Source organism: Streptomyces sp. NPDC041814 (assembly GCF_055590565.1).
The window spans coordinates 507600-532152 of record NZ_JBVJAM010000003.1 but is presented as its reverse complement, the minus strand read 5'-3'; the positions used below and the strand labels follow the sequence as shown (position 1 = coordinate 532152).

Annotated in this window: 18 protein-coding genes and 1 pseudogene; 14 read left to right on the top strand and 5 right to left on the bottom strand. The window is 72.0% G+C overall.

Going from position 1 to position 24553, the window contains the following annotated elements; translation table 11 throughout:
- Positions 1 to 37: 37 nt before the first annotated feature.
- The gene (locus ACZ6C6_RS12050) at positions 38 to 2218 is read right to left on the bottom strand and encodes a M4 family metallopeptidase (RefSeq protein WP_469201684.1); all 2181 of its coding nucleotides are present in this window, start codon (positions 2216 to 2218) and stop codon (positions 38 to 40) included.
- Between the two features lie 329 nt (positions 2219 to 2547).
- On the opposite strand from ACZ6C6_RS12050, the gene ACZ6C6_RS12045 reads away from it, so the two are divergent.
- Entirely contained in the window at positions 2548 to 2874 is a 327-nt protein-coding gene (locus ACZ6C6_RS12045) for a hypothetical protein (RefSeq protein ID WP_469201682.1), read from the top strand.
- A 56-nt stretch (positions 2875 to 2930) separates the two neighbouring features.
- Here ACZ6C6_RS12045 and ACZ6C6_RS12040 read toward each other — a convergent pair whose 3' ends face one another.
- Complete coding sequence (locus ACZ6C6_RS12040; protein ID WP_469201680.1) at positions 2931 to 4301, bottom strand: glycoside hydrolase family 18 protein; 1371 nt, start codon at positions 4299 to 4301, stop codon at positions 2931 to 2933.
- 202 nt (positions 4302 to 4503) lie between these two features.
- Here ACZ6C6_RS12040 and ACZ6C6_RS12035 point away from each other — a divergent pair, with 202 nt between their 5' ends.
- Positions 4504 to 5256: a GntR family transcriptional regulator gene (locus tag ACZ6C6_RS12035; protein WP_469201679.1), complete on the top strand. Its 753-nt coding sequence runs from the start codon at positions 4504 to 4506 to the stop codon at positions 5254 to 5256.
- A 234-nt stretch (positions 5257 to 5490) separates the two neighbouring features.
- The gene (locus ACZ6C6_RS12030) at positions 5491 to 5691 is read left to right on the top strand and encodes an SPOR domain-containing protein (protein WP_073964871.1); all 201 of its coding nucleotides are present in this window, start codon (positions 5491 to 5493) and stop codon (positions 5689 to 5691) included.
- A gap of 21 nt (positions 5692 to 5712) precedes the next feature.
- On the opposite strand, the gene ACZ6C6_RS12025 is transcribed toward ACZ6C6_RS12030, so the two are convergent.
- Positions 5713 to 7023, bottom strand: coding sequence for an MATE family efflux transporter (locus ACZ6C6_RS12025; protein WP_469201677.1), 1311 nt, complete (start codon positions 7021 to 7023; stop codon positions 5713 to 5715).
- A 108-nt stretch (positions 7024 to 7131) separates the two neighbouring features.
- Between ACZ6C6_RS12025 and ACZ6C6_RS12020 the strand changes: the two are divergent.
- The 4 genes and pseudogenes from ACZ6C6_RS12020 to ACZ6C6_RS12005 all read left to right on the top strand — a co-directional run.
- Positions 7132 to 7650: pseudogene (locus ACZ6C6_RS12020) on the top strand (PadR family transcriptional regulator); the annotation flags it as partial.
- A 15-nt stretch (positions 7651 to 7665) separates the two neighbouring features.
- Complete coding sequence (locus ACZ6C6_RS12015) at positions 7666 to 8061, top strand: NUDIX hydrolase (protein WP_469201863.1); 396 nt, start codon at positions 7666 to 7668, stop codon at positions 8059 to 8061.
- A gap of 192 nt (positions 8062 to 8253) precedes the next feature.
- Positions 8254 to 8682 carry an ATP-binding protein gene (locus ACZ6C6_RS12010; protein ID WP_469201861.1) on the top strand — a complete coding sequence of 143 codons (429 nt, stop codon included), beginning with the start codon at positions 8254 to 8256 and terminating at the stop codon, positions 8680 to 8682.
- A 194-nt stretch (positions 8683 to 8876) separates the two neighbouring features.
- Positions 8877 to 11438 (top strand): SpoIIE family protein phosphatase, encoded by a 2562-nt coding sequence (locus tag ACZ6C6_RS12005; RefSeq protein WP_469201860.1) that lies wholly within the window; start codon positions 8877 to 8879, stop codon positions 11436 to 11438.
- 19 nt (positions 11439 to 11457) lie between these two features.
- Here ACZ6C6_RS12005 and ACZ6C6_RS12000 read toward each other — a convergent pair whose 3' ends face one another.
- Together ACZ6C6_RS12000 and ACZ6C6_RS11995 are read right to left on the bottom strand one after the other, a co-directional pair.
- Positions 11458 to 12171 (bottom strand): PspA/IM30 family protein, encoded by a 714-nt coding sequence (locus ACZ6C6_RS12000; protein ID WP_469201675.1) that lies wholly within the window; start codon positions 12169 to 12171, stop codon positions 11458 to 11460.
- A 133-nt stretch (positions 12172 to 12304) separates the two neighbouring features.
- Entirely contained in the window at positions 12305 to 14446 is a 2142-nt protein-coding gene (locus tag ACZ6C6_RS11995; RefSeq protein WP_469201857.1) for a TPM domain-containing protein, read from the bottom strand.
- Positions 14447 to 14548: 102 nt separating this feature from the next.
- On the opposite strand from ACZ6C6_RS11995, the gene ACZ6C6_RS11990 reads away from it, so the two are divergent.
- From ACZ6C6_RS11990 to ACZ6C6_RS11960, 7 genes are all read left to right on the top strand, one after another.
- The gene (locus ACZ6C6_RS11990; RefSeq protein ID WP_469201673.1) at positions 14549 to 15001 is read left to right on the top strand and encodes a MarR family winged helix-turn-helix transcriptional regulator; all 453 of its coding nucleotides are present in this window, start codon (positions 14549 to 14551) and stop codon (positions 14999 to 15001) included.
- Between the two features lie 11 nt (positions 15002 to 15012).
- Positions 15013 to 16419, top strand: a complete 1407-nt coding sequence (locus ACZ6C6_RS11985; protein ID WP_469201855.1) for an MFS transporter — start codon at positions 15013 to 15015, stop codon at positions 16417 to 16419.
- A gap of 35 nt (positions 16420 to 16454) precedes the next feature.
- Positions 16455 to 17006: an isochorismatase family protein gene (locus ACZ6C6_RS11980; protein WP_469201671.1), complete on the top strand. Its 552-nt coding sequence runs from the start codon at positions 16455 to 16457 to the stop codon at positions 17004 to 17006.
- 216 nt (positions 17007 to 17222) lie between these two features.
- Positions 17223 to 19571 (top strand): ABC transporter family substrate-binding protein, encoded by a 2349-nt coding sequence (locus ACZ6C6_RS11975; protein WP_469201669.1) that lies wholly within the window; start codon positions 17223 to 17225, stop codon positions 19569 to 19571.
- Between the two features lie 116 nt (positions 19572 to 19687).
- On the top strand, positions 19688 to 20362 hold the full coding sequence (locus tag ACZ6C6_RS11970; RefSeq protein ID WP_469201667.1) for a hypothetical protein: 675 nt from the start codon (positions 19688 to 19690) through the stop codon (positions 20360 to 20362).
- A 138-nt stretch (positions 20363 to 20500) separates the two neighbouring features.
- Positions 20501 to 22408 carry a translational GTPase TypA gene (gene typA / locus ACZ6C6_RS11965; RefSeq protein ID WP_469201665.1) on the top strand — a complete coding sequence of 636 codons (1908 nt, stop codon included), beginning with the start codon at positions 20501 to 20503 and terminating at the stop codon, positions 22406 to 22408.
- A 461-nt stretch (positions 22409 to 22869) separates the two neighbouring features.
- Complete coding sequence (locus ACZ6C6_RS11960) at positions 22870 to 24513, top strand: peptide ABC transporter substrate-binding protein (RefSeq protein ID WP_469201663.1); 1644 nt, start codon at positions 22870 to 22872, stop codon at positions 24511 to 24513.
- Positions 24514 to 24553 lie beyond the last annotated feature (40 nt).

Below are 24553 nucleotides of genomic sequence, written 5' to 3'. Positions count from 1 at the left end.
CGCCGTGGCCGGTGGCCCCCGTCAGGTGGTCACGGGGTCAGCAGGCGCCCCCGTCCGTCCACACGGCCCAGGAGCCCGGGGCACCCGGCTCCGCACCGGTGGAGTACCACTGCGAGGTGTAGGTGTGGCCGTTGTACGCGACCTGGTCGCCCGGGGCGTACGGGGTGGTGGCGTTCCAGGCCGGCAGGTCGCCGCAGCCCTCGGGCGGGTTGCCGTCGCCGTTGACGGTCCAGGTGAAGGCGGCGGTGCCACTGGCCCCGGCGGTGTTCTTCGCGGTGACGGTCACCGATGAGGTGCCCTCGGTGGTCGGGGTGCCGGTGATGCGGCCGGTCGAGGAGTTGACCGACAGTCCGGCGGGCAGGCCGGTCGCGCTGTAGGTGAGCGCCGAACCGCCCGGGTCGCTCGCCTGGATCTGGAGCGAGACGGCGGTGCCCACGGCGGTGGTCTGGTTGCCGGGGTTGGTCACCGAGGGCGCGCCGGGCTGGCTGTCGCAGGTGCCGGGGACCGGGTCGGCGCCGGTGACGCTGACCGCCGCCCAGGCGGCGTCGACGGTGTTGTACTCGGTGCAGTGGGCGCCGTAGAGGTCGGCTGCCGCCTTCAGCGAGTCGATGCGCGCCTGGTGGTAGTTCTCCCGGCTGTTGGCGTACGTGGCGAGCGCCTTGTACCAGATCTTGCCGGCCTTGTCGTTGCCGATGCCGGTGACCGTGGAGTTGTTGCAGGTCGGGCTGTTCCCGTAGCCGTGGTTGCCGCTGCCGACGGCGGCCAGGAAGAACCAGTGGTTGAGCGGGCCCATCGAGTAGTGCGGGTCCAGGCTGCCGTTGTTGCTGTTCCAGCAGTCGGGCGAGGAGCCGTCCAGCGAGGGCTGGTTCATCCAGCGCAGCGGCTGGTTGTCGCCGCTGATGTTGATCAGCTCGCCCATGGTGTAGTCGGGCTGGTCGACGGGGTTGTTCGCGTAGAACTCCACCAGCGTGCCGAAGATGTCGCTGGTGCCCTCGTTCATGCCGCCGGTCTCGCCGGTCTCGTCCCAGCCGGTGAGCGCGCCGCTCACGCCGTGCGCCATCTCGTGCCCGGCGACGTCGAGTTCGACCAGGGGGCGCTGGTTGCCCTGGCCGTCGCCGTACGTCATCTGGCTGCCGTCCCAGAAGGCGTTCACGTACGCGTTGCCGTAGTGGGTCCGCGAGGGCACGCCCCGGCCGTCCCCGAAGATGCCGTTGCGGCCGTGGGCCGTCTTGAAGTAGTCGAACGTCTTCGCCGCCCCGTAGTGCGCGTCGACGCCGGCCGACGCCGGATCGCCGGGGGAGCCGTTGCCGAAAGTGCCGGTGGAGTTGGTGAACAGCGAACCTGTGCCGCTGGTGGCGTGGTTGAGGTTGGTCGTGTAGCCGTTGCCGTGCGAGGGGTCCTGGAGGCTGTACCCGCTGCCGGACTGGGTGGCGTCCAGCGACACCTGGCCGCTGTAGATCGAACGGCCGGTGACCGCGGTGGCGGCGGCGGACGGCGCGGGCGCGGCGGAGCCGGCGGCCTCACCGGTACGGGCCCGGGCGGCCTCGCCCGCGGGTGCGAAGGTGCTCACCTCGTCCCGGGTGCGCAGGACCTCGCCGGAGTGCGCGTCCACCAGGACGTGCAGGCGGCTGGGCGTCCGGTCCGGCCGGAACCCGCTGACCACGGTCTCCCAGACCAGGGCGGATGCGGTGCCGTCCAGCTGTACGGCGAGGTGCGGCTTCGAGACCGTGCCGGGCGAGCCCCGGAACGCCTTCTCCGACAGCTTCGCGGCACGCGACGCGGTGAGCCCGGGGTCGGTGGACAGGGCGGGCGCGGCCTCGGCGGCGCTGGTCAGCGACTCGTAGCCGCCGTCGCTCTTCAGGTGGACGACGACATCGCCGCCGTACGCCGGCAGGCCCTTGTACGTGCGGTCGAAGCGCACGGAGGCGGAGCCGTCGCGGTCGACGACCAGGTTCCGGACCGTGAAGGCGTCCGATGCGCCGCGGTGCGCGGCCCGCCCGTGCGCCGACAGGGCCTTCTTCGCGTCCGCCTCGACGTCGCGCCGGACGGCGGCCGTCGGATTCGTCGTGTACGGGGCCGGGGCGAAGGCGTGGGGCCCGGCGGTGGGGGAGGGGGTAGGCGGTGCCGGGGCCGCCGACGCGCCGGGGAGGGCGATGGCGGAGGCGCACGCACAGGCCAGAGTGGCCGTCAGAAGCCTCGTGGCTCTTCGTATGTACATAGGAACGGGGGTGTCCTTTCACCTCGTACAGGCGGAATCCGGCCACCGTCCCGTGGGGTGGTGGGGGCGGTGCCGACGCACGAGTGTGGGGAGCCGTCCGGCGGGGCTGCCAGGCACCCGGCGAATGCCTAGGGGTTTCCCTATGCGGGCCCTCGGCCCCCGATTGGACTGGACCAAATCTGGGCAACGCTCTTGTCAGTGTGGCCGGATGTGTGCAGGATTCTTCACGCGATCTCCCGATGTGTCAGGAAACCTGCACATGCGGGGAGTTGGGCGGATCGCGGCGAGTTCCACAGCACTGGACCCACCCACTGGACCCAAGGAGTCACATGTTCGGGAAGCGCAGTGTCATAGGTACCGCGGCCCTCGCCATGACCGCGGTCGGCGCGATGCTGACGGCGGCCCCCTCCGCCCAGGCGGCGCCGACCGGCTGCACCCTCTCCTACGGGGGCGGCGCCGGCAGCACGATTTCCAGCCTCTGCACGGGCGGCACCGGCCACCACCGCGTCCACGCGGTGCTCAACGCCCTGGACCCGCGCCTTCCGCAGCGGATCGTCCTCGGTGACTGGGCCCCGGTCGGCCAGGCGTCCGTCGCCATCAACCCGTGGGGCTCGGGCTACATCCAGTCCGTCTGGACGGAGACCGTCGACTGGTGACCGTACGCACGACCGAGGGGCGGCTGCGTACCGGCAGCCGCCCCTCGGGGTGTTCCTCAGGGCGAGAGCCCCCGGTCGACGGCCGTGATCAGCTCGCCGTCCTCCGTGTCGCCGTCCAGCGACCAGAACATCGCGCCGCCGAGCCGGTGGTCGCGGATGTACGCGGCCTTGGTGCGCAGCACCTGGGGGTCGTCGTACGTCCACAGCGTGGTGCCGTCGAAGAGCCAGGCGCTGCCGTCGCGGACGTTCCGGTGCACCTTGTACGTACCGGATTCGGCCAGCTTCCGGAGGGCCTTGTAGTCCTCGTAACCGGCCGCCCAGGTCGCCGGGGCGGGGCCGGCCGCCGGCTGGCCGAGGCCGTCGCCGCCGCCGGTCACCCCCGTCCAGCCCTGGCCGTAGAAGGGCATGCCCATGACGAGCTTGCGCGCCGGGGCGCCCCGCTTCAGCCAGTCCCGCACGGTCCGGTCGACGCTGTAGTCGCCCTTCGCGTACAGCGCGGACTGCTGGGCCGTGTTCGCCTCGCCGGAGACGTGGAAGTCGTAGCCCTGGAGGTTCACGAAGTCGAAGTCGCGCATGATGCGCGGCACGTCGAAGCCCGCGTCGATCTTCTCGGGGGACGCCGGGACGAACGCCGAGAGGTCGTAGTGCTTGGGCTTCGCGCCGTGGTGGCGGCCCTTCCGGGCCTGCGCGGTCTTCTTCGCGTACGCGTCGAGCTGGGTGCGGAACTCGTGGACCAGGGCGGTGAAGTTCCGCTTGTCCTCCGGGCGGTACACCGTGTCGGTGTCACCGGCGGATCCAGGCCATTCCCAGTCGATGTCGATGCCGTCGAAGAGCCCGGCCGCCGCGCCCTCGCCGCCGCGCGTCCCGTCCACCGGCAGGTTGCCCTTGATGTACAGGTCGATGCAGGAGGCGACGAGCGCCTTGCGGGACGCGGCGGTGCGGGCCGCGTCGGAGAAGTGCGTCGACCAGCTCCAGCCGCCGAGCGAGATCATCACCTTCAGGCCGGGGTGCTCGGCCTTGAGCTCCCGCAGCTGGTTGAAGTTGCCCGCCAGCTTCTGGTCGTCGGTGTCGGCGACGCCGTCCACGGAGCCGGCCGCGTCGAGCGGACGGACGTAGTCCGCCCAGGCGTCGGCCTCGCCGGGCACATTGCCCGTGAAGCACTTGCCGTCCGCGCTGACGTTGCCGAACGAGTAGTTGATGTGGGTGAGTCTGGCCGCGGTGCCGCTCGTCTCCAGGTCCTTGACCTGGAAGTCGCGCCCGTAGACGCCCCATTGGGTGAAGTAGCCGACGCGCTTGTAGTCGGCGGCGGGGCCGTGGTGGCCGTGGCTCCCGTGCCCGGACGAGGCGTTGGCGGTGGGGGAGAAGGAGGCCGCGAGCGTGAAGGCGCAGGCGGCGATGGCGAGTGAAGACAGGGTTCTTCGACGCATGAGGCCAGAAGTTATTGGTCTGGACCAAACGCGGTCAAGGGTTTGGCAAAGGCGGTTCAAAGGGGTTCTGGCCGACGCCTGGCGGACTATGCGCAGGCCCGCCCAATGCCATCACTTCGAGTGAAACCCTGGCCTGCGCTTGCGGTCCGGAACCCACGGTTGCGACGCTGTCGCAGTCCGTCAACCTCTTGGGGAGTGGCCTGTGGCTTTCGGTGAGCAGCCCGCCTATCTGCGCGTGGCGAGCGATCTGAGAGAGAAGATCGTCAACGGTTCGCTGCCGCCGCATACGCGCCTGCCGTCCCAGGCGCGCATCCGCGAGGAGTACGGGGTCTCGGACACCGTCGCCCTGGAGGCGCGCAAGGTCCTGATGGCGGAGGGCCTGGTCGAGGGCCGCTCCGGCTCGGGGACGTATGTGCGCGAGCGGCCGGTGCCCCGCATGGTCGAGCGCTCCGGCTTCCGGCCCGAGGCGGGTGCGGGCCCGTTCCGTCAGGAGCAGGCGGCGGACGGTGCGCGCGGGACCTGGGAGTCGCGCAGCGAGCAGGAGGGCGCGAGCCCCGAGATCGCCGCCCGCCTCGCGATCGAGCCGGGCGACCGCGTCATGCGCACGCATTACGTGTTCCGGGAGGCGGGTGAGCCCGTGATGCTCTCCACCTCCTGGGAGCCCCTGGCCATCACGGGGCGCACGCCGGTCATGCTGCCCGAGGAGGGCCCGCTGGGCGGCTGCGGGGTGGTCGAGCGGATGGCCGCCATCGACGTGATCGTGGACAACGTCGCCGAGCAGGTGGGCGCGCGCCCGGGGCTTGCGGAGGAGCTCCTGGCGCTGGGCGGGGTCCCCGGGCATGTGGTGATGGTGGTCGAGCGGACCTTCTACGCCTCCGGGCGGCCCGTCGAGACCGCCGACGTGGTGGTGCCGGCCGACCGCTACCGGGTGGGGTACCGGCTCCCCGTGAGGTGACCGGCGGGCGGGGCCGGCTCACGTCTGATCGTCTTGTTCCGTTCCCTGCAACGCCCTGGGGGCGCATTCGCGAGAATGCGCCCCCAGGGCGTTGGTCCGTTCCTGGCCGGATCGGTACCTCTTTGTGTAAAGACGTATCCGTTGCGTGAAGGTCAGGCGTAGGCTCAGGCATATGCGTACCGGGGTTTCCTGGAGTTCCTTAGAAGCGTGCACATCGTTCAGGGGAGGGGCGCGATGCTCGGGAGAAACACGATGAGTGACAGCGGTGCCGTGCTTTCCTGGCTGGTGATACGGCAGGACGACAACGGCAACCGCTACCGCGTCGGCAGGTACGCCACGCAGGGCGAGGCCCAGCGGGCGGCCGACAAGCTGCAGGACCGGGGGCACAAGCAGCTGTACTGGGTGGAGCGGGTCGGGCAGGCTGCCCAGTCGTAGTGGGCCGTGGGGCGCACGGGGCTAACGCGCCGTGCGCCGGTACAGGGGAGCGATGGCGGCGCACTGCACCGCCATCGAGAGGCCCATGGCCAGGCAGATGCCCGGCAGCCCCCACCCCGACATGCCGTACGCCAGCGCGAGTTGGACCGCGACCCCGCAGGCGGTGACGCGGGCGAGGGCCGGACTCGCACCGCTGCCCTCGAAGACGCCGCCGAGCGCGATGAAGCAGGCGAGCAGCAGCAGATACGGTCCCACGCAGCGCAGATAGAGCGCCCCGGCCCCGGCCACCGCTCCCTCGCTGCCGAAGGCCCGCATGATCCAGGGCGCGCCCGCGAGGAGCACGGCCGCGGCCGTGAGGCCCAGCGCCGAGGCCACCAGCAGCGCCTGCCGCCCGATGGCCCGCCGCGCGTCGCGCCCGGCGCCGAGCAGATGGGCGGTACGGATGGCGGCGGCCTGGCGCACCGCGTAGAAGGCCATCGTCGCGACGTACATCGCCTTCGTCGCGATCCCGTACGCGGCGACCTCGGTCACCCCGATCCGGGCGACGACGGCGACGAGCGCGAGCGCTCCCGCCATCCGCGCGACGAAGTCGGCCGACATGGGCAGGCCCGTGGCGGCGGTCCCGCGCGCGTCGGCGGCCAGGCCCCCGCGCACCCGGCCCGCACAGGCCGGGGCGGCGGCCCGCCGCAGCACGCCGTTACGGCGCAGCGCCACGAGGCCGCAGACGAGTGCGGCGGTCCGGCCCAGCACCGTGGCGATCGCCGCGCCGCGCACCCCGAGCCCGAACCCCAGGATGAGCAGCGGGTCCAGACCGAGGATCAGGCCGTTCGCGAGGACCGCGAGCCTCATCGGGGTGCGGGTGTCACCCGTGCCCTTCAGGATGCCGTCGACCACATTGGTCGCGAAGAACACCGCGATGCCCGGCAGCGCGATCGCGAAGTAGCCGGTGGCCAGGGCCGCCGCGCCGCCGTCACCGCTCCCCAGGACGAGCCGCGCCAGCGGTGCGCGGCAGAGGTAACCACCCACCGCGACCACCGGCGTGACCAGCGCCCACAGCGCCCAGCCGCCGCGCACCGCCGAGCGCAGCGCCGCCGGATCGTTTGCGCCCCTGGCCCGCGCGACGAGCACCGTCGTACCGGAGCCCGCCACCAGGATGACGCCGAGCAGGAGGTTCTCGACATTGGTCGCGGCGGCCACCGCCGCCACCGCCGCCCCGCCCAGCCGGGCCACCCAGACCATGTTGATGATCCCGGCCGTGACCCCCGCGAGGAGCTCGAAGTAGACCGGATACGCGAGTACCACCAGCGTGCGCCGGTGCTCCGTCGCCTCCATGACCGCCCCCTCTTTCCGCTGTACCTCGAATCGAGGTACAGCGGAAAGAGATAACATGAGGGCGCCGGACGGGCAAGCGGATGACGGACGCGGTGAGGAGCTCGACGCGTGCTGGAACTGTCGATTCTGGGATTCCTCTTCGAGGAGCCCCTGCACGGATACGAGCTGAAGGCCCGTATCCAGGCCCTCAGCGGCCACATCCGCCCGGTCAGCGACGGGGCGCTCTATCCGGCCATTTCCCGGCTGGTGAAGGCGGGCCTGGTCGAGCAGCGCACCGAGCCCGGCACCGGAGCCGCGCCCCGCCGGGTCCTCTCCCTCACCGAGGCCGGACGCGACGAGCTGCACGCCCGGCTCGGTCACCCGAAGGAGGCCGAGATCACCGATGGGCAGCGCTTCTTCACGCTGCTCGCGTTCCTGCACCACCTCCCGGACCGGGCCGGGCAGGCGGCGGTCCTGCGCAGGCGGCAGGCGTTCCTCGACGAGCCGACGAGCTTCTTCTACCGGGACGGCGAGCCGGTGCGGGCCGAGCGGGCGCCCACGATCTTCCGGCAGGGCATGCTGCGCATCGCCCGCGCCACGGGCGCCGAGGAGAAGAAGTGGCTGGCCGAGGCGATCGGCGAACTGGAGGGCGGCGATGCGCCGGTGCTGATCGACACGGTGGCGTGGGTGCGGATCGAGGGGGGCCTCATCCTGTGCGCCCGCCCGCGCGGAAAGGACGTCTTCTACATCCCGGGCGGCAAACGGGAGGGCGCCGAGAGCGACCTCGACACCCTCGTGCGCGAGATCGAGGAGGAGCTGACGGTCCGTATCGACGCCGGGTCCGCCGTGCACGTGGGGACGTACGAGGCCGGCGGGCCCGGCCTGCCGGACGGTGCGGTGGTCCGGATGGCCTGCTACACCGCCGGGTTCAGCGGCGAGCTGCGAGCCAGCAGCGAGATCGAGGACGTGGCGTGGTTCTCGTACGCCGACCGCGACCGCGTACCGCCCGTCGACCAGCTGCTGTTCGACGATCTCCGGGCGTCGGGCGACCTGGCCTGAGGCCGGCGCGCGGATCATGGCGCGGCGCGCGGCGCCCCGAGTGTGCGCCCCCGTTTCCCGGGCACTCGTACGTGCGCGCCGCCGTACACCCGTACGCCCCGCGTGTCGAGCCCGGTGGTATTCGCCCGTCAATATCGGGTATGTGCTGTTTCGCCCCGCGCAGACAGGGCGTCACCGTTGCCGGCTCTGGGAGTGATCGGCGTGACCGATACCGAAGGCGATCGAGCCGAGTGGAGCTTTCCGGCTGTTCCCGGCGCCGTGCGCACCGCCCGGCACGCCGTCCAGGACACCCTGCGCGGCTGGGGGCTCGACGCCGCCGTCGGTGACGAGGCGATGCTGCTGGTCAGTGAGCTGGTGACCAACTCCATGCGCTACACGCCCGGCCCCATCGGGGTGCGGCTGCTGCGCCCCCACCAGGACGGGGACCACGCCACCGCCGGGCAGGGGCTGCTGGTGGAAGTCTCGGATCCCCTCCCCGAGCCACCCACCGAACGCAGGGCGGGACCCGACGACGAGAGCGGCCGGGGACTGCAGCTCGTGGCCTGTGCGGCCCGGCGCTGGGGGACCCGGCGGGGAAAGAGCGGCAAGACGGTGTGGTTCGAGCTGGCTCTGCCTGGTTAGGAGTGAGGTGGGACGCACAGCGATCACCGGAGGTCGGGGCCGAACCTGGCTGAAATGGACTGAGACCGTGCTGTGATCGTGAACGCCGTGCCGGACGGGGCCGTAGTGCTGAATACTGCGGGCATGACCGGTCCGGTGTGTGAGCTGGAGGGGACGGTCGCGTGAGCGAGATACCTGGGACATCGGGCGACGTCGTGTGGCAGAGCAGTCCGCCCGGCTCGATCTACGACTACATCAGAGTCGCCTCCTTCTCGATCGGGCCCGACGGCCTGATCGAGCAGTGGAGCCGCCGGGCCGCCGGTCTCTTCGGCGTGGCCGCCCACGAGGCCGTGGGCAAGGACCCGGTCGAGGCGTTCCTGCCGGGCGAGGTCCGCCGCGAGGGGCACCGCCGGGTCGGCGAAGTGCTCGACGGCAAGGAGTGGACGGGACTCGTCCCCTTCCGGATGCCCGGCGAGGGCGGGGCGCACGGGCTCGCCGAGATCTACGTGATGCCCAGCGAGACGGCCACCGGCGAACGGGCGGCGGTCTGCATCGTCGTGGACGTCCGCGCCCTGCGCCGCATCGAGACGGACCTCGCCGCCTCGCAGGCGATTTTCGGCCAATCTCCCTTCGGCTTCGTCCTGTTCGGCACCGACCTCACCGTCGTCCGGGCCAACGAGCGCTTCGCCACCGTCTTCGGCGGCCGCGCCGACGACCACCGGGGCCGCACCGTCGGCGACTACCTCACCGGCGCCGAGGCCGACCGGCTGACCGCCACGCTCGAACGGGTCCTGGAGACCGGAAACTCCGTCACCGACCTCCAACTCGTCGGAACGGCCCCCGGTGACACCGAGCGACGCCACTGGTCGATGAACCTCTACCGGGTGCACAGCGGATCGGGCCGCCCCATCGGCATCGCCGGACTCGCCACCGACGTGACCCGGCGTCACACCGCCGCCCGCGAGGCCGCCAGCGCCCGCCGCAACCTCGCCCTGCTCAACGAGGCGAGCGCCCGCATCGGCAACTCCCTGGACCTGGAGACCACCGCCCGCGAACTCCTCGACGTCGCCGTCCCGGTCTTCTGCGACCTGGCCTCCGTCGACCTCTACCAGGCCCTGCTCACCGGGGACGAGGCGGCGCCCGGCGGCTGGAGCCCGCTCAGCCGGGAGCCGGTCGGGGGCTCCGCCGAACTGCGCCGCGTCGCCTTCGCCAGCGCGGTGTCCGACGCCCTGCCCCACCCGGTCCCCGGCGCCTCCGACTCCGGCCCGCCGGGCGCTGCTGCACCCCCGGCCCTCGGCGCCGTCCACCGCTATCCCTTCGGCTCGCCGTGCGCCGTCGCGCTGCGCACCGGCCGCATCGAGGACGTGCCGGGCGACGACCGGGGCTTCGTGCAGTCCACGCTGGCCGTGCCGATGGTCGCCCACGACACCGTGGTGGGCCTCGTCCGCTTCTCCCGTACGAAGGGCAGCGAGCCGTTCGACGCCCGGGACCGGGCCCTCGCGACCGAGCTGGCCGCCCGCGCCGCCGTCTGTATCGACAACGCCCGCCTCTACCGCCGCGAGCACGAACGCGCCCTGATCCTCCAGCGCAGCCTGCTGCCGCCCGGTGACCCGGAGGCCGCCGGGCTCGACATCGCCTGCCGCTACCTCCCGGGCAACACCGCCAACGAGGTCGGCGGCGACTGGTTCGACGTGATCGAGCTGCCCGGACACCGCACCGCCCTCGTCGTCGGCGACGTGATGGGGCGTGGCCTGCGCGCCGCCGTGGCCATGGGCGAACTGCGCACCGCCGTACGCACCCTGGCCCTGCTCGACCTGGAACCGGCCGAGGTGCTGTCCGCGCTCGACGAGGTCGCCCGGGGCCTCGGCGCCCCCGGTGCCGCCTCCGCCTCCGGCGGCGGGGGAGCCCAGTGGCCCGCCCGCGCCGCGCACAAGTCCCGTGAGGCCGACCTCTCCGAGGTGTACCTCGCGACCTGCGTCTACGCGGTCTACGACCCGGTCACCCGGCGCTGCACCTTCGCCAACGCGGGCCACCTGCCGCCCGCCGTGGTCGAGCCGGGCGAGGCCGCGCTGCTCCTCGACGTACCGCCGGGGATGCCGCTGGGCGTCGGCGGCGAACCGTTCGAGGAGGTCGAGGTCGAGCTGAAGGAGGGCGCGCTCCTCGCCCTCTACACCGACGGCCTGGTCGAGTCCCGCGACCACCCGCTGGACGAGGGCCTGGCCGCCCTCCGCAAGGCCCTGGTGGAACCGGCCCAGCCGCTGGAGGACGTCTGCGACCGGGTCCTCGGCTCGCTGCACACCCGGCACGGCGAGGACGACATCGCGCTCCTGATGGCCCGCATCCAGGGCCTGCCCACCGAGGCCGTCGGCGACTGGCGGCTGCCCCGCGAACCCCGCTCGGTCGGCCGTGCCCGCGAACTGGCCCGGGGCCAGCTCACCAGCTGGGGCCTCGACGACCTGATCGACACCACGGAACTGCTGGTCAGCGAGCTCGTCACCAACGCCCTGCGCTACGGCGAGGGCGAGATCCGGCTCCGCCTGCTGCGCGACCGCACCCTCGTCTGCGAGGTGTGGGACGCCGGTCTCGTCCAGCCGAGGCGCCGGCGCGCCCGGGACACGGACGAGGGCGGCCGGGGCCTCCAGCTGGTGGGGCTCCTCAGCGCGGCCTGGGGCGCGCGGCGGACCCCGCGCGGCAAGACCGTCTGGTTCGAACTGCCGCTGCCCGACGGCCGGCCGGCCGCCGAACGCTCGGTGGAGGAACTGCTCAGCATGTTCTGAGCGGCGGCCGGGGCGCGGCTCACTTCGTGGTCTTCAGGGCGGCGAGCCGGGCCTCCACCTCGGCGCTGTCGCCCAGTGCGTCCAGCTCCTCGAACTGAACGTCCAGCGAGGAGGCCGCCAGCTCCTGATTGCCGAGGGCCCGCGCCTCCTCGCGCCGCACCTTGTCCTCGAACCGGCTCAGCTCGCTGGTCGGGTCCAGGACGTCGATGTCCTTCACCGCGTCCGTCATCCGGTTCTGCGCCTCCGCCGACCTGGCGCGCGCCACCAGCTCGTCCCGCTTGGCCTTCAGCTCCGAGAGCTTCGCCTTCATCCGGTCCAGGCCCGTCCTGAGCTTGTCGACCACCTCGGTCTGCGCGGCGATGGTCGGCTCGGCGGTCCTGGCCTCCTTCTCCGACTGGAGCTGCCGGCCCAGCGCGACCTTGGCCAGGTTGTCGAACTTGTCCGCCTCGGGGCCCGAGCCGCCCGCCCGCAGCTCATCGGCCTTGCGGCTCGCGGCGAGCGCCTTGCCGCCCCACTCCCGCGCCGCCTCGACGTCCTCCTGGTGGTCCTGCTCCATCAGACGGAGGTTGCCGATGGTGGCGGCCACCGCCTGCTCCGCCTCGGAGATGTTGGCGGTGTAGTCGCGGATCAGCTGGTCCAGCATCTTCTGCGGATCCTCGGCCTGGTCGAGCAGGGCGTTGATGTTGGCCTTCGCCAGCTGGGTGACACGGCCGAGGACGGTCTGCTTGCTCATGGGGCCTCTCCTGTCGGGTGGTGCTGCTCGTGGGGTCACGCATCGGCTGTACGGGAAGCTCCGCGCCGGACGGAAAGCTCTGCGCTGTACGGGAAGCGCGCCGCTGTACGGGAAGCTCTGGAAGCTCGCCGCGTCAGAAGCGCCCGCCGCCGCCCCGGCGGCCCCGCGTCCCGCCGCCGCCGAAGCTGCCGGGCCCGCCGCCTCCGAAGCCCCCGCCTCCGCCGAATCCGCCCCCGAAGCCACCGCGCCCGCCGCCCCCGCCCATCAGGCCGCCGAGGAGGATCCCGCCGAGCACCGCGCCGCCCATGCCCCCGCCTCCGCCCGCCATGCCGCCGGGGCCGCCGCGCCCGCCGTATCCGTACCCGCGTACGTCCTGCTCGGCCAGGCCGCGCGCCTCGACGGCCAGCGCGTCCGCGCGGTTCGCCTCGGCCAGGGCGGACTGTGGGTCGCCGGTGCCCGCCAGTGCGGCGGCCCGCTCCAGTCGGCGCTGCGCCTCCGCGAGCCGGGTCCGGGCGGTGCTGCCGACCGCGCCCCGGTGCGTCGTGACGAAGTCCGCGGCCGCCGCCACCGAGGAGCGTGCGGTCAGCAGCGCGCCGTCGAGCAGCGAGCGTGCCCGGGTGTCGCCCCGTTCCCGTTCCCGCGCCCCGGCCAGCGCCTCGTCCAGCGCCCGGTCCGCCTCCTCCACCCGGCGCAGCGCGTCGATCGGGTCGTACCGGCCGCCCCGCTCCTCGCGCACCTCGCCGGCCACCGCACGGGCGCGGGCGATCCGGCCGCTCAGGTCGGCGGTGGAGGCCCCCTGCGCCGTGCCGTCGAGCAGCCCTCCCGCGTCCGCGAGGTCGGTGTCCAGCTCGGTGAGCGCGGCGGTCAGCCGGTCAGCCGCCTCGTCCAGCTCGCGGGCCCGCCGCTCCACGCCGTCGACGAGGGTGGCCGCCTGGTCGAGCGCGCCCTCGGCGGCCCGGACGTAGACGGCCGCCGCCGCGTGGTCGCCGCCGTCCACCGCCTGCCGGGCCCGGTCGAGGGACGAGGTCGCGAAGGCGAGCCGGTCCTCGGCCTGGTCGGCGTCACCGGCCACGGGGGCCGATGCCCGGTCCGCGTACCGCTCGCGCATCGAGGCGAGCGCGGACCCGGCGGCCGGGACGCGGCCGGTCAGCTCGTGGAGCGCGGTCTCGGCGGCGGCCACGGCCTGCGGCGCCCCGCGCTCCAGCTCGCGCAGTCGGTCGAAGTCCTCGGAGACCGCGTCGAGGCGGCCGTCGGCGTCGGCGCAGCGGCTGATGATCTCGTCCAGCATCCGCCGGCGCGTCGCGTCGTCCTCCGGGAACGCGTCGTCCAGCTGCTGGCGCAGCCGGAACGCGGTGGTCAGCTCGCCCTTGGCGTACGCCACCGCCTCGGCGAACGGCGCGGCGGCCTCCTCCCCGAACTGGGCGGTGGCGAACCCCAGCTCCTCCTCGCTCGTGCGGACCGCGTCGTCGGTGGCGACCAGCGTCTCCTCGGCCTTCGCGTCGAGCTCCGGCAGCGGGGTGGGCGGGGGCGTGCCGCCGGCCCAGCCGGTCGTGCCGGGTGTCGTACGGGTGGTGGCGCGCCGCTTGCGCCGCAGGAACGCGTACGCGGCGACGGCCGCGACCGCGCAGAGCAGGACGACCGGCAGGAGGAGGTCTCCGGTGCTGGTGCCGCCCGAGCCGGAGCCCGGGTCGGAGGGGCCGGGGGTGATCGCGGGGGTGGGTACGGGCTCGCCGGACAGGACGGCGCCGTAGCCGTCGGCTGCGCCGGTCGCGGCGCCCGCCCAGTCGTTCTCCTTCAGCGCCGGTTCGATCGCGGTGTTCGCCACCTCCCGGAGCTGGGTGTCCGTGAGGGGGGCGTCCTGGTCGACTGAGTAGGCGTACTGCCGGGCGTGGGTGGCGACGGCGAGCAGGACGTCGTCGCGGCCGAGACCGTTGCGGTCGGCGGTCGCGTCGGCCCAGTCCTGCGGGGAGCGCCCGGAGAAGTCGCGTACGTACACCACGAAGAGCTGGAGGCGGTGCTCGGCATAGAGCCGGTCGAGGGCCGTGACCACCTGGGGGCGGCGACCGCCGAGGGCCCCCACCCTGTCGGTGATCTGCCCGTCGCGGGACAGCGTGACCGGGTCGTCGGCGCGGGCGGCCGGGGCGGGGGCCAGGGCCAGCCAGCACACCGTCAGGAGGACGGCGAGCAGGGCCCGGCCCGGTATGAGGATCCGGGTTCGGCTCTCGGGCGGCGTCACGTTTGTGAGGCTATGTCCCTCTCCGGGGCGCCGCGACATGAAGCGTTCCGGCTGCGGGGCGGCACAGGGAGGCTCGACCGGCAGGGCGCAGAACAACAGGCTGCCTTGCAAGGTGACCTGCCGTTCTCGTACGGTGGATGTATGACGCAATCATCTGGGGCGACCCCCGACCCCACGGCCGAAGAGGTGGCGAACCAGTTGGCCTCCGTGGTCGGCCGGCTGTTGCGGCGGCTGCGTTCCTCCTCGTCGGAGTCGCTGCTGACCCCGACCCAGCGCTCGGTGCTGGCCCGGCTGGACGACGGGGGCGCCGCGACCACCGCGGACCTGGCCCGCGCCGAGTTCGTACGCCCGCAGTCCATGCGGCTGACCCTGGGCGCGTTGGAGGCGCAGGGGCTGGTCGAGCGCGCGCCGGACCCGGCCGACGGGCGGAAGTCCGTCATGTCGGTCACCGATGCCGGGCGTACGACGCTCGCCGAGGTCCGGGCCGCCAAGCGGAACTGGCTGGCCGAGGCCGTCGCCGCCGAGCTGGACGGGCACGAGCGGCGGACGGTCGCCGAGGCCGTGGCCCTCATCGAACGCCTGGTCGGTTCGTGACGGCTCGCGAGGTGCTGCCCGGGGCGGTACGCGCGGCGGCCCGCCCGGACCGGACGGCGGACGATCCCGGCTTCAGCGCCCGGCTCACCGCGCCGCTGCTGCTCGGCTCGCTGCTCAACCCGCTGAACACCACCATGATCTCCACCGCGCTGGTGGCGATCGGGCACCACTTCTCCGTCGGCGCCGCCGACACCGCCTGGCTGATCTCCGTCCTCTACCTCGCCAGCGCCGTCGCCCAGCCCGTCCTGGGCCGGCTCGCCGATGTCCTCGGGCCGCGCCGCGTCTTCCTCGCCGGCCTCGTCGTGGTCGTCGCCTCCGGCCTGGTCGGCACCTTCGCACAGGGCTTCGGCCAGCTGATCGTCTCGCGGCTGCTGCTCGGCATCGGTACGTCGGCGGCCTACCCGGCCGCCATGGCGGTGCTGCGCGACGAGTCGGCCCGGATCGGGCGGCCGACCCCACGCCCGGTGCTGGCCCGGCTCTCCTTCGCCGCGCTCGGCAGTGCGGCGGTCGGGCCGACCCTCGGCGGGCTGCTGGTCATGACGGCCGGCTGGCGCGGGATCTTCGCCGTCAACGTGCCCGTGGCGCTGATCGCACTCGGCGCGGCCCTGCTCTGGATCCCCGCCGACCCGCCCCGCGCCCGCGCGGCCGGCGGCCCGGCGCCCCGGCTGGGGCTCGATCCGCTCGGCATCGGCCTGTTCGCGACCGCGCTCACCGTCCTGGTCTTCTTTCTGCTCGACCTCGCGCACCCGATGTGGTGGCTGCTCGCGCCGTTCGCCGCGCTGACCGCCGCCCTGGTGTGGTGGCAGCTGCGGGCCCCCGCCCCCTTCATCGACCTGCGGATGCTCGCGGGCAACGGGGCGCTCTCGCGTACGTACCTCCGGCACGGCGTCAGCTACCTGCTGATCTACTGCGTGATGTACGGATACACGCAGTGGCTGGAGGAGGCCCGGGGCTACTCCTCCGGGCACACCGGACTCCTCATGCTGCCGATGTCCGTCGCCGCGCTGGTGTGCTCGCTGCTCGGCGCCCGCACGAAGGGCATCCGGGGCCCGCTCGTCCTGGCCTGCCTCCTGCTCACCGCCGGAGCCGGAATGCTCTTCCTGCTCTCCGGCGACGCACCGGTCGCCGTCCTGCTGCTCGCCGGTGCCTGCTTCGGCGTCCCGCAGGGGCTCATCGGCACCAGCAACCAGGCGGCCGTGCAGGCGTACGCGCCGCCCGCCTCCGTCGGCTCGGCCGCCGGCCTCCAGCGCACCGCCCAGTACATCGGGGCGATCACCGCCTCCAGCCTCATCGCCCTGGCCTACGGACAGTCGGCCGGCGACCGGGGGCTGCACCTGATGGCCGCCGTCGCCGCCGTCCTGGGCGTCCTGCTCATCGTCCTCACCGTCACCGACCGCGCCCTGCGCGGGCGCACCTGATCCCCCTCAAGCACCACCGCACAAGGAGCACCACCATGACCGCCACCGTCCTCGACCCCCGCACCGCGCTGATCGTCGTAGACCTCCAGAAGGGCATCACCGCCCTGCCCACCGCCCACCCCGCCTCCGACGTCATCGCCAACGCCGCGACCCTCGCCGACGCCTTCCGGGCCAAGGGCCTGCCCGTGGTCCTGGTCCGTGTCACCGGCGGCGCCCCCGGTCGCACCGAGGGCCCGGCGCGGTCCGGGCAGCCCGCCGCCGACTGGGCCGAGATCGTCCCCGAGATGGGCCCGCGCGAGGGCGACATCATCGTCACCAAGCAGCAGTGGGGCGCCTTCTACGGCACCGACCTCGACCTCCAGCTGCGCCGCCGGGGCGTCACCCAGGTCGTGGTGGCCGGCATCGCGACCAGCATCGGCGTCGAGTCCACCGCCCGCTCCGCGCACGAGCACGGCTACCACGTCACCCTCGCCACGGACGCGATGACCGACATGAGCGGCGAGGCCCACGACAACAGCCTCCAGCGGATCTTCCCGCGCCTCGGCGAGACCGGCACGACCGACGAGATCGTCAAGCTCCTCGGCTGACCGGAACCGCACCGGAGCGCCGCCGCCCACCCGGGCCGCGGCGCTCCGCCGTACGGGTGGGCTTCGGGGCGTACGCGCCGTGTCGGCACGGCGTTCCCGCGCGAGGGCGTTTTCAGTGGAGGGGCGGAACCAGTGTGATCAACTGCAAATGCCACCAAAAACGCTCAATCAGGCCCATTCCCGGTGCGGGCCGGGCCGTCCCCGGAGGTATCAGCCATGTCCCACGTCGGCGTCCCGCGCGGGACGGCCCGAAAGAGGCGCATCCCCGCCCTCCTCACCGCAGGCGTCCTCACCCTGCCCGTGCTGGCCGGATGCAGTTCGGGCGGCGAGGAGAACGCGCACGTAGCCGCCGCACCGCAGGACGTGGCCCGCGCCGCCCGCGCCCAGGTCGCCGACGGGGGCAAGGTCACCTGGGCGATCGACGCGCTGCCCGCCACCTTCAACGCCTTCCAGGCGGACGCCGACAGCGCCACCACGCGCATCACCGGCGCCCTGCTGCCGACGCTCTTCCCGCTCGACGCCCAGGGCCGGCCGCAGCTCAACCCGGACTACCTCGAATCCGCGAAGGTGACCGAGACCGAGCCCCGCCAGGTCGTCGTCTACCGGCTCAACCAGCAGGCCGTCTGGAGCGACGGCCGGGGGATCGGCGCCCCGGACTTCGTCGCCCAGTGGCGGGCGCTCAGCGGCAAGGACTCCGCGTTCTGGACCGCCCGCAACGCCGGGTACGAACGCATCGAGAAGATCGAGCGGGGCCACGACGACCTGGAGGTCAAGGTCACCTTCGCCAAGCCGTACGCGGACTGGCGCTCGCTGTTCTCGCCGCTCTACCCGAAGCAGGTGACGGGCTCCCCGGACGCCTTCAACGACGGCGCGCGCACCACGCTCAAGGAGACGGCCGGACCGTTCCGGCTCCGCGAGGTGGACAAGAAGACCGGCTCCGTCACGCTGACCCGCGACCCGCGCTGGTGGGGCGCCCGCGCCAAGCTGGACTCGCTGGTCTTCAAGGCCGTCAAGCCCGAGGACCGCACCGACGCGCTGGCCGAGGGCGCCGTCGACATCGCCGACATCGACTCCACCACCGCCCACCGCGTCGCCCAGGCGGCCCGCGAGGGCGCGGCCGGCGCACCGCCCGCCCACGGCCCCGGCGCCGCGCAGAGCCCGGCGGACGCCCTGCGCTCCTGGGCCGTGGCGCACGGCACCGACGAGGAGGCGGCCGAGGAGGAGCAGGAGGCGCGGGACGACAAGGCCAGGGCCGCCGACGCGTACGCCACCGAGCAGAGCGGGCTGCGCGCCTACGTGGTCCGCAAGTCCCTGGAGCCCGCCTACACCCAGCTCGCGCTGAACGGCGAGAACGGACCGCTCGCCGACGACCGGGTACGCCGGGCCGTGGCCCGCGCCCTGGACCGCCAGGAGCTGGCCGACACCGTGCTCAAGCCGCTCGGACTGCCCGCGCGGCCACTCGGCAGCCATCTCGCCGTCGCCGGGCAGCCCGCGTACCGGGACGGCAGCGACGCGCTCGGCAAGCAGGACACCGAGCAGGCGCAGGCGCTGCTCGCCGACGCGGGCTGGACGCGCGAGGGCGCGCTGAGCCGGAGCGACGGCACCAAGGCCGGCAGCGAGGGCGAGAGGAAGAAGGACGCCGACACGAAGGCCGACGAGAAGAAGGCCGACGAGAAGAAGGGCAGCGCCGGCAAGGACGCGGACGACGGCAAGGGGGACCGTGCCGCGGGCGAGCCCGCGGCCGACGACGGCCTCTACATCGTCGGCGACGACAAGCCCGGCGCCCCCGGCACCCACGTCCTCGCCCCGGCCCCCGACGCCGCCGAGCAGAGCGTCGCCCTGCTGCGCCAGGCCGGGTACCTCGGCTCCACCGGTACCTCGGAGGACGCCCGGGACGCGATCCGGGCCCAGGACCGGCAGCCCGGAGGCGCCGCCGGGGCCTACGCACCGGCGGGGACCGCCGCGCCGGCCAAGGCGGCCGACACCGCGCGCGGTCCGCTCGGCAAGAACGGCAAGCCGCTGAGCCTGCGCTTCGTCCTGCCGTCCGGGCCCGGCTCGGCAGGCCTGCGCAGCGTCGGCGAGAAGATCGCCGCGATGCTCGACACGATCGGCATCCGCACCGAGATCACCAAGGTCTCCGACGACAGCTACTTCCGCGACCACGTGGCCTCCGGCGACTACGACATGGCCCTGTACTCCTGGCCCGCCACCGCCTACCCCGCCACCGACGACCGCCCGATCTTCGCCAAGCCGCTGCCCGCGTCCGACGGCTCGCTGCTCGTGGAGCAGAACTACACCCGCGTCGGCACGGACCACATCGACCAGCTCTTCGACCAGGCGGCCTCGGAGCTGGACGAGAAGGCCGCCCAGGACCTCATGCGTAAGGCGGACGCCCGCATCTGGGCCGCCGCCGGATCGATTCCCCTCTTCCAGCGCCCCCAGCTCGTCGCCACCGGCAGGCAACTCGTGAACGTCGGCGCCTTCGGCCTCGGGGTCCCGCACTACCAGGACATCGGCTACAAGGCCCCGCAGGCCGCGGGCGCTCCGGCCCAGAAGAAGAAGTAGGGGACATCCGCACCTCTGGACTTGCTCAAGTCACTTGTCCGTGAAGTCCGTTACGGCAACCGTGGTCCCGACCACCGGTGAATTCCACCGGAAGAACGGACTACGGGGGCAGGGCCATGATGCGGACACGAGCGGTCACCACGGCTGCGGTCCTGACGGCGGCGGGCCTCCTCGTCGGGGGCTGCACCTCGACGCCGGGCGACCGGGGCGCCGACGACCCGGCCCCGGCCCGGTCGCCGGCGGCGACGGCCGACGACGCCGTCGCCCGGGAGCCGCAGGCGTGCCGGGGCGGTACGTACACCTGGTTCAACCTGCGCCAGAACTGGGTGATCAACGGGGTCGCCGAGGCGCAGACCCTGACCGGGCCCGCCGGCCTGACGAAACCGATCCGGCGGCTGCGCACGGACCCGGCCTCCGTGGTGACCGAGGGCGCGGACCTGGACCCGGACCTCGTCCTCCACGCCCTCGGGACGAAGCTCGGACTGGTGCCCGCGGACGGCGATCCGAAGGAGGGTTCCGCCCTCGGAGAGCCGGGCACGTACGCACCGCTCGACGAGCCGTCGGGCCTGGTCAGCGGAGGGAAGGGCAGCGTGCGGCTGGTGAGCTTCAGCCACTTCAAGCTGATCGAGACGGACTTCCGCTACAGGTGCGCCGGGGGCGGGAAGCCGGTCATCGGGCATGTGTCGACCTGGGGGTCCTCCGGCGGGGGCGCGGTCAATTGCGACGAGCGCCTGGGCAAGGACGCGTCCGCCGCGGCCCACGAGGCCGTCAGGCTCTCCTGCGCCCGCTAGAAACCGCCCGGGAAGCCGCAGCAGCGGCTGCCCCGTACCATGGGAGTAGCCGTGGCGCGTCCGCCCGGCGGGCGTACGAGGACTCAAGACCGACCCAGGCGCCTGAATCCCCGATCCGAGAGAAGCGCAAGCCACACCATGCCCACGCGCCACGACATCCGTAACGTCGCCATCGTCGCCCACGTCGACCACGGCAAGACGACCATCGTCGATGCCATGCTCAAGCAGGCCGGCTCGTTCGCCGCGCACGCCGCCGAGTCGCTCGACGACCGCATGATGGACTCGAACGACCTGGAGCGTGAGAAGGGCATCACGATCCTGGCCAAGAACACGGCCGTGAAGTACCACCCCAAGGATGGCGGCGACGTCATCACCATCAACATCATCGACACCCCCGGCCACGCCGACTTCGGCGGCGAGGTCGAGCGCGGCCTGTCGATGGTGGACGCGGTCGTGCTTCTGGTCGACGCCTCCGAGGGCCCGCTCCCGCAGACCCGCTTCGTGCTGCGCAAGGCGCTCCAGCAGCGCCTGCCCGTCATCCTGTGCATCAACAAGACGGACCGCCCCGACTCCCGGATCGACGAGGTCGTCAACGAGACCTACGACCTCTTCCTCGACCTGGACGCGGACGAGGAGCAGATCGAGTTCCCGATCGTCTACGCGTGCGGCCGTGACGGCATCGCCTCGCTGACCAAGCCGGAGGACGGCACGGTCCCGGCGGACTCCACCAGCCTGGAGCCGTTCTTCTCCGCGATCCTGGAGCACGTCCCGGCCCCGACGTACGAGGAGGGCGCGCCGCTCCAGGCCCACGTCACCAACCTCGACGCCGACAACTTCCTCGGCCGCATCGCGCTCCTCCGCGTCGAGGAGGGCGAGCTGCGCAAGGGCCAGACGGTGGCCTGGATCAAGCGCGACGGCTCGATCCAGAACGTGCGCATCACCGAGCTGATGATGACCGAGGCGCTCACCCGCAAGCCCGCCGAGGTGGCCGGCCCCGGTGACATCTGCGCCGTCGCCGGTATCCCGGAGATCATGATCGGTGAGACGCTCGCCGACCCGGAGAACCCGGTCGCGCTGCCCCTGATCACGGTCGACGAGCCCGCGATCTCCATGACCATCGGCACCAACACCTCGCCGCTCGTCGGCCGGGGCGGCACCGGCAAGGGCGCGGAGGCCAAGGCCGCGGTCAAGGACCGCAAGGTCACCGCCCGCCAGGTCAAGGACCGCCTGGACCGCGAGCTGATCGGTAACGTGTCGCTCCGCGTCCTGGACACCGAGCGTCCCGACGCCTGGGAGGTGCAGGGCCGCGGTGAGCTGGCGCTGGCCATCCTGGTCGAGCAGATGCGCCGCGAGGGCTTCGAGATGACCATCGGCAAGCCCCAGGTGGTCACCAAGCAGGTCGAGGGCAAGACGTACGAGCCCGTCGAGCGCATGACGATCGACGTGCCCGAGGAGCACATGGGCGCCGTCACACAGCTCATGGGCGTCCGCAAGGGCCGTATGGACAACATGTCGAACCACGGCTCCGGCTGGGTCCGCATGGAGTTCGTCGTCCCGTCGCGCGGCCTCATCGGCTTCCGTACGGAGTTCCTGACGAACACCCGCGGTACGGGTATCGCGCACTCCATCCACGAGGGCCACGAGCCGTGGTTCGGCACCCTGACGACCCGTAACAACGGCTCGCTGGTCGCCGACCGCGCCGGTGCCGTCACCGCCTTCGCGATGACGAACCTCCAGGAGCGCGGCGTGCTGTTCACCGACCCCGGCACCGAGGTGTACGAGGGCATGATCGTCGGCGAGAACTCGCGCGCCGACGACATGGACGTGAACATCACCAAGGAGAAGAAGCTCACGAACATGCGGTCCTCGTCGGCCGACTCGTTCGAGGCGATCGTCCCGCCGCGCAAGCTCTCCCTGGAGCAGTCCCTGGAGTTCTGCCGCGACGACGAGTGCGTCGAGGTGACTCCGGAGGCCGTCCGCATCCGCAAGGTCGTCCTCGACCAGAAGGAGCGCAACCGCACCGCGTCGCGCGCCAAGCACGGCTGATCCGGCGCCGGTAGGCGATTTTCGGCCGACGATCCGTCAGCTCCAGGCATTGCCGTAGCCCAGGGCCCTCACAGACACTGTGGGGGCCCTCGGTCATGGTCAACCGGTTTTAGGCTTGCCTGACCAGCATGTGAGACAAAAACGTCCGATTATCGGAGGTTGCTCTCCGAAACATGTGTTAACAGTCCGTTTCGGGGGTGTCTGTCTGGGATCGCTTTGTCCGGATTTTGGTCCGCGCAAGGGTCGGATGTTGTCAAACCGAGACCCTTTAAGTGTGGTTTACGGCCCAGTCGTACTTAATAGTTGGCTCCATTGAGCTCGGGTCAATGGGTCACGCACCGTGGGGAGTGCGCCGACTCACGAGCACACTAAGGGCACTGAAACGATCACCGTCAGGGGTGTCGGTGTATCAACCCAGTGCCCTTCTTGTAGTCAAAAGTGGACTCATGAGGAGGAAACCCATGCGTGGTGCCAAGAGCGCCAAGTGGGTCGCGGGAGCGGCCATCATCGCCCTGGCTGCGACTGCCTGTGGTGGCGGCGACGACGACGGCGACAAGGGCAGCAAGCCCGCCGCCAAGGGCGCTGTGAACCCGGACGGCATCTTCTCCGTCGAGGTCGGCGAGCCGCAGAACCCGCTGCAGCCGGCGAACACGATGGAGTCGAACGGCAGCATCGTCACCGACGCGATCTTCTCGCAGCTGGTGGACTACGACCCGTCCGGCAAGCTTGAGATGATCAACGCCGAGTCCGTCGAGACCAAGGACTCCAAGCTCTGGACGGTCAAGCTCAAGAAGGACTGGAAGTTCCACGACGGCACCCCCGTCACGGCCGAGTCCTACATCAAGGCCTGGAACTGGGCCGCCAACATCAAGAACGACCAGACCAACGCGTCCTGGTTCGGCGACATCAAGGGCTTCGAGGACGTTCACCCGTCGGACGCGAAGGCCAAGCCGAAGTCGGACACCATGTCCGGTCTGAAGAAGGTGGACGACTACACGTTCACCATCGAGCTCAACGCCCCGCTGCCGTACTTCTCGTACAAGCTCGGCTACACGGTCTTCTCGCCGCTGCCCGAGTCCTTCTACGCGGACCCGAAGGCCGCCGGTGAGAAGCCGGTCGGCAACGGCGCGTACAAGTTCGTCAGCTGGGACCACAAGAAGCAGATCAAGGTCGTCCGCAACGACGACTACAAGGGTCTCGACAAGGCGAAGAACGGTGGTGTGATCTTCAAGAACTACACCACCCTCGAGACCGCCTACGAGGACCTGAAGTCCGGCAACGTCGACGTGCTCCGCCAGATCGGCCCGAAGGACCTCCCGGTCTACCGGTCCGACCTCGGTGACCGCGCCGTGGACAAGGCGTACTCCGCGATCCAGACGATCGCCGTCGCCTACTACACGGACCAGTGGAAGAAGATCGACCCCAAGGTCATCCAGGGTCTGTCGATGGGCATCGACCGCGACACCATCACCAAGACCGTGCTCCAGGGCACGCGTGAGCCGGCCACCGGCTGGGTCGCCAAGGGTGTCCTCGGCTACCAGCCGAACGCCACGGGCGACGTCACCAAGTACGACCCGGCCAAGGCCAAGCAGCTCATCAAGGAGGGTGGCGGCGTCCCGGGCAACAAGATCTCGATCCAGTTCAACGCCGACGGCGGCCACAAGGAATGGGTCGAGGCGGTCTGCAACAGCATCACGCAGTCGACCGGCGTCAAGTGCACCGGTGACTCGAAGGCCGACTTCCAGGCCGACACCAACGCGCGTGACGACAAGCAGGTCAAGTCCCTGTACCGCTCCGGCTGGGTGCTCGACTACCCGGTGAACGCCAACTTCATCTCGGACCTGTTCCGTACCGGCGCCGCGGGCAACCAGGGCGACTTCTCGAACAAGGGCCTGGACGCGGAGATCAAGAAGGCCGACTCCGCCGCCTCCCTCGAGGACTCCGTCGCCGCGTACCAGAAGATCGAGAAGGAGCTGGTGAACTACATGCCCTCCATCCCGCTCTGGTACTACAAGGTCAACGCCGGCTACTCGGAGAAGGTCCAGAACGTCGACTACGCCCAGGACGGCGACCCGATCCTGACGCAGATCGAAGTCAAGAAGTAATCACACCGACGTAGTCCGCGCGCACGCGCGGGACCGCAGA

Excerpts from the sequence above, each read along its gene's own strand:
- ACZ6C6_RS12050 (WP_469201684.1), bottom strand. The coding sequence starts at position 2,218 with ATGTACATACGAAGAGCCACGAGGCTTCTGACGGCCACTCTGGCCTGT.
- ACZ6C6_RS12045 (WP_469201682.1), top strand. The coding sequence starts at position 2,548 with ATGTTCGGGAAGCGCAGTGTCATAGGTACCGCGGCCCTCGCCATGACC.
- ACZ6C6_RS12040 (WP_469201680.1), bottom strand. The coding sequence starts at position 4,301 with ATGCGTCGAAGAACCCTGTCTTCACTCGCCATCGCCGCCTGCGCCTTC.
- ACZ6C6_RS12030 (WP_073964871.1), top strand. The coding sequence starts at position 5,491 with ATGCTCGGGAGAAACACGATGAGTGACAGCGGTGCCGTGCTTTCCTGG.
- ACZ6C6_RS12025 (WP_469201677.1), bottom strand. The coding sequence starts at position 7,023 with ATGGAGGCGACGGAGCACCGGCGCACGCTGGTGGTACTCGCGTATCCG.
- ACZ6C6_RS12000 (WP_469201675.1), bottom strand. The coding sequence starts at position 12,171 with ATGAGCAAGCAGACCGTCCTCGGCCGTGTCACCCAGCTGGCGAAGGCC.
- ACZ6C6_RS11995 (WP_469201857.1), bottom strand. The coding sequence starts at position 14,446 with ATGTCGCGGCGCCCCGGAGAGGGACATAGCCTCACAAACGTGACGCCG.
- ACZ6C6_RS11990 (WP_469201673.1), top strand. The coding sequence starts at position 14,549 with ATGACGCAATCATCTGGGGCGACCCCCGACCCCACGGCCGAAGAGGTG.
- ACZ6C6_RS11980 (WP_469201671.1), top strand. The coding sequence starts at position 16,455 with ATGACCGCCACCGTCCTCGACCCCCGCACCGCGCTGATCGTCGTAGAC.
- ACZ6C6_RS11975 (WP_469201669.1), top strand. The coding sequence starts at position 17,223 with ATGTCCCACGTCGGCGTCCCGCGCGGGACGGCCCGAAAGAGGCGCATC.
- ACZ6C6_RS11970 (WP_469201667.1), top strand. The coding sequence starts at position 19,688 with ATGATGCGGACACGAGCGGTCACCACGGCTGCGGTCCTGACGGCGGCG.
- typA (WP_469201665.1), top strand. The coding sequence starts at position 20,501 with ATGCCCACGCGCCACGACATCCGTAACGTCGCCATCGTCGCCCACGTC.
- ACZ6C6_RS11960 (WP_469201663.1), top strand. The coding sequence starts at position 22,870 with ATGCGTGGTGCCAAGAGCGCCAAGTGGGTCGCGGGAGCGGCCATCATC.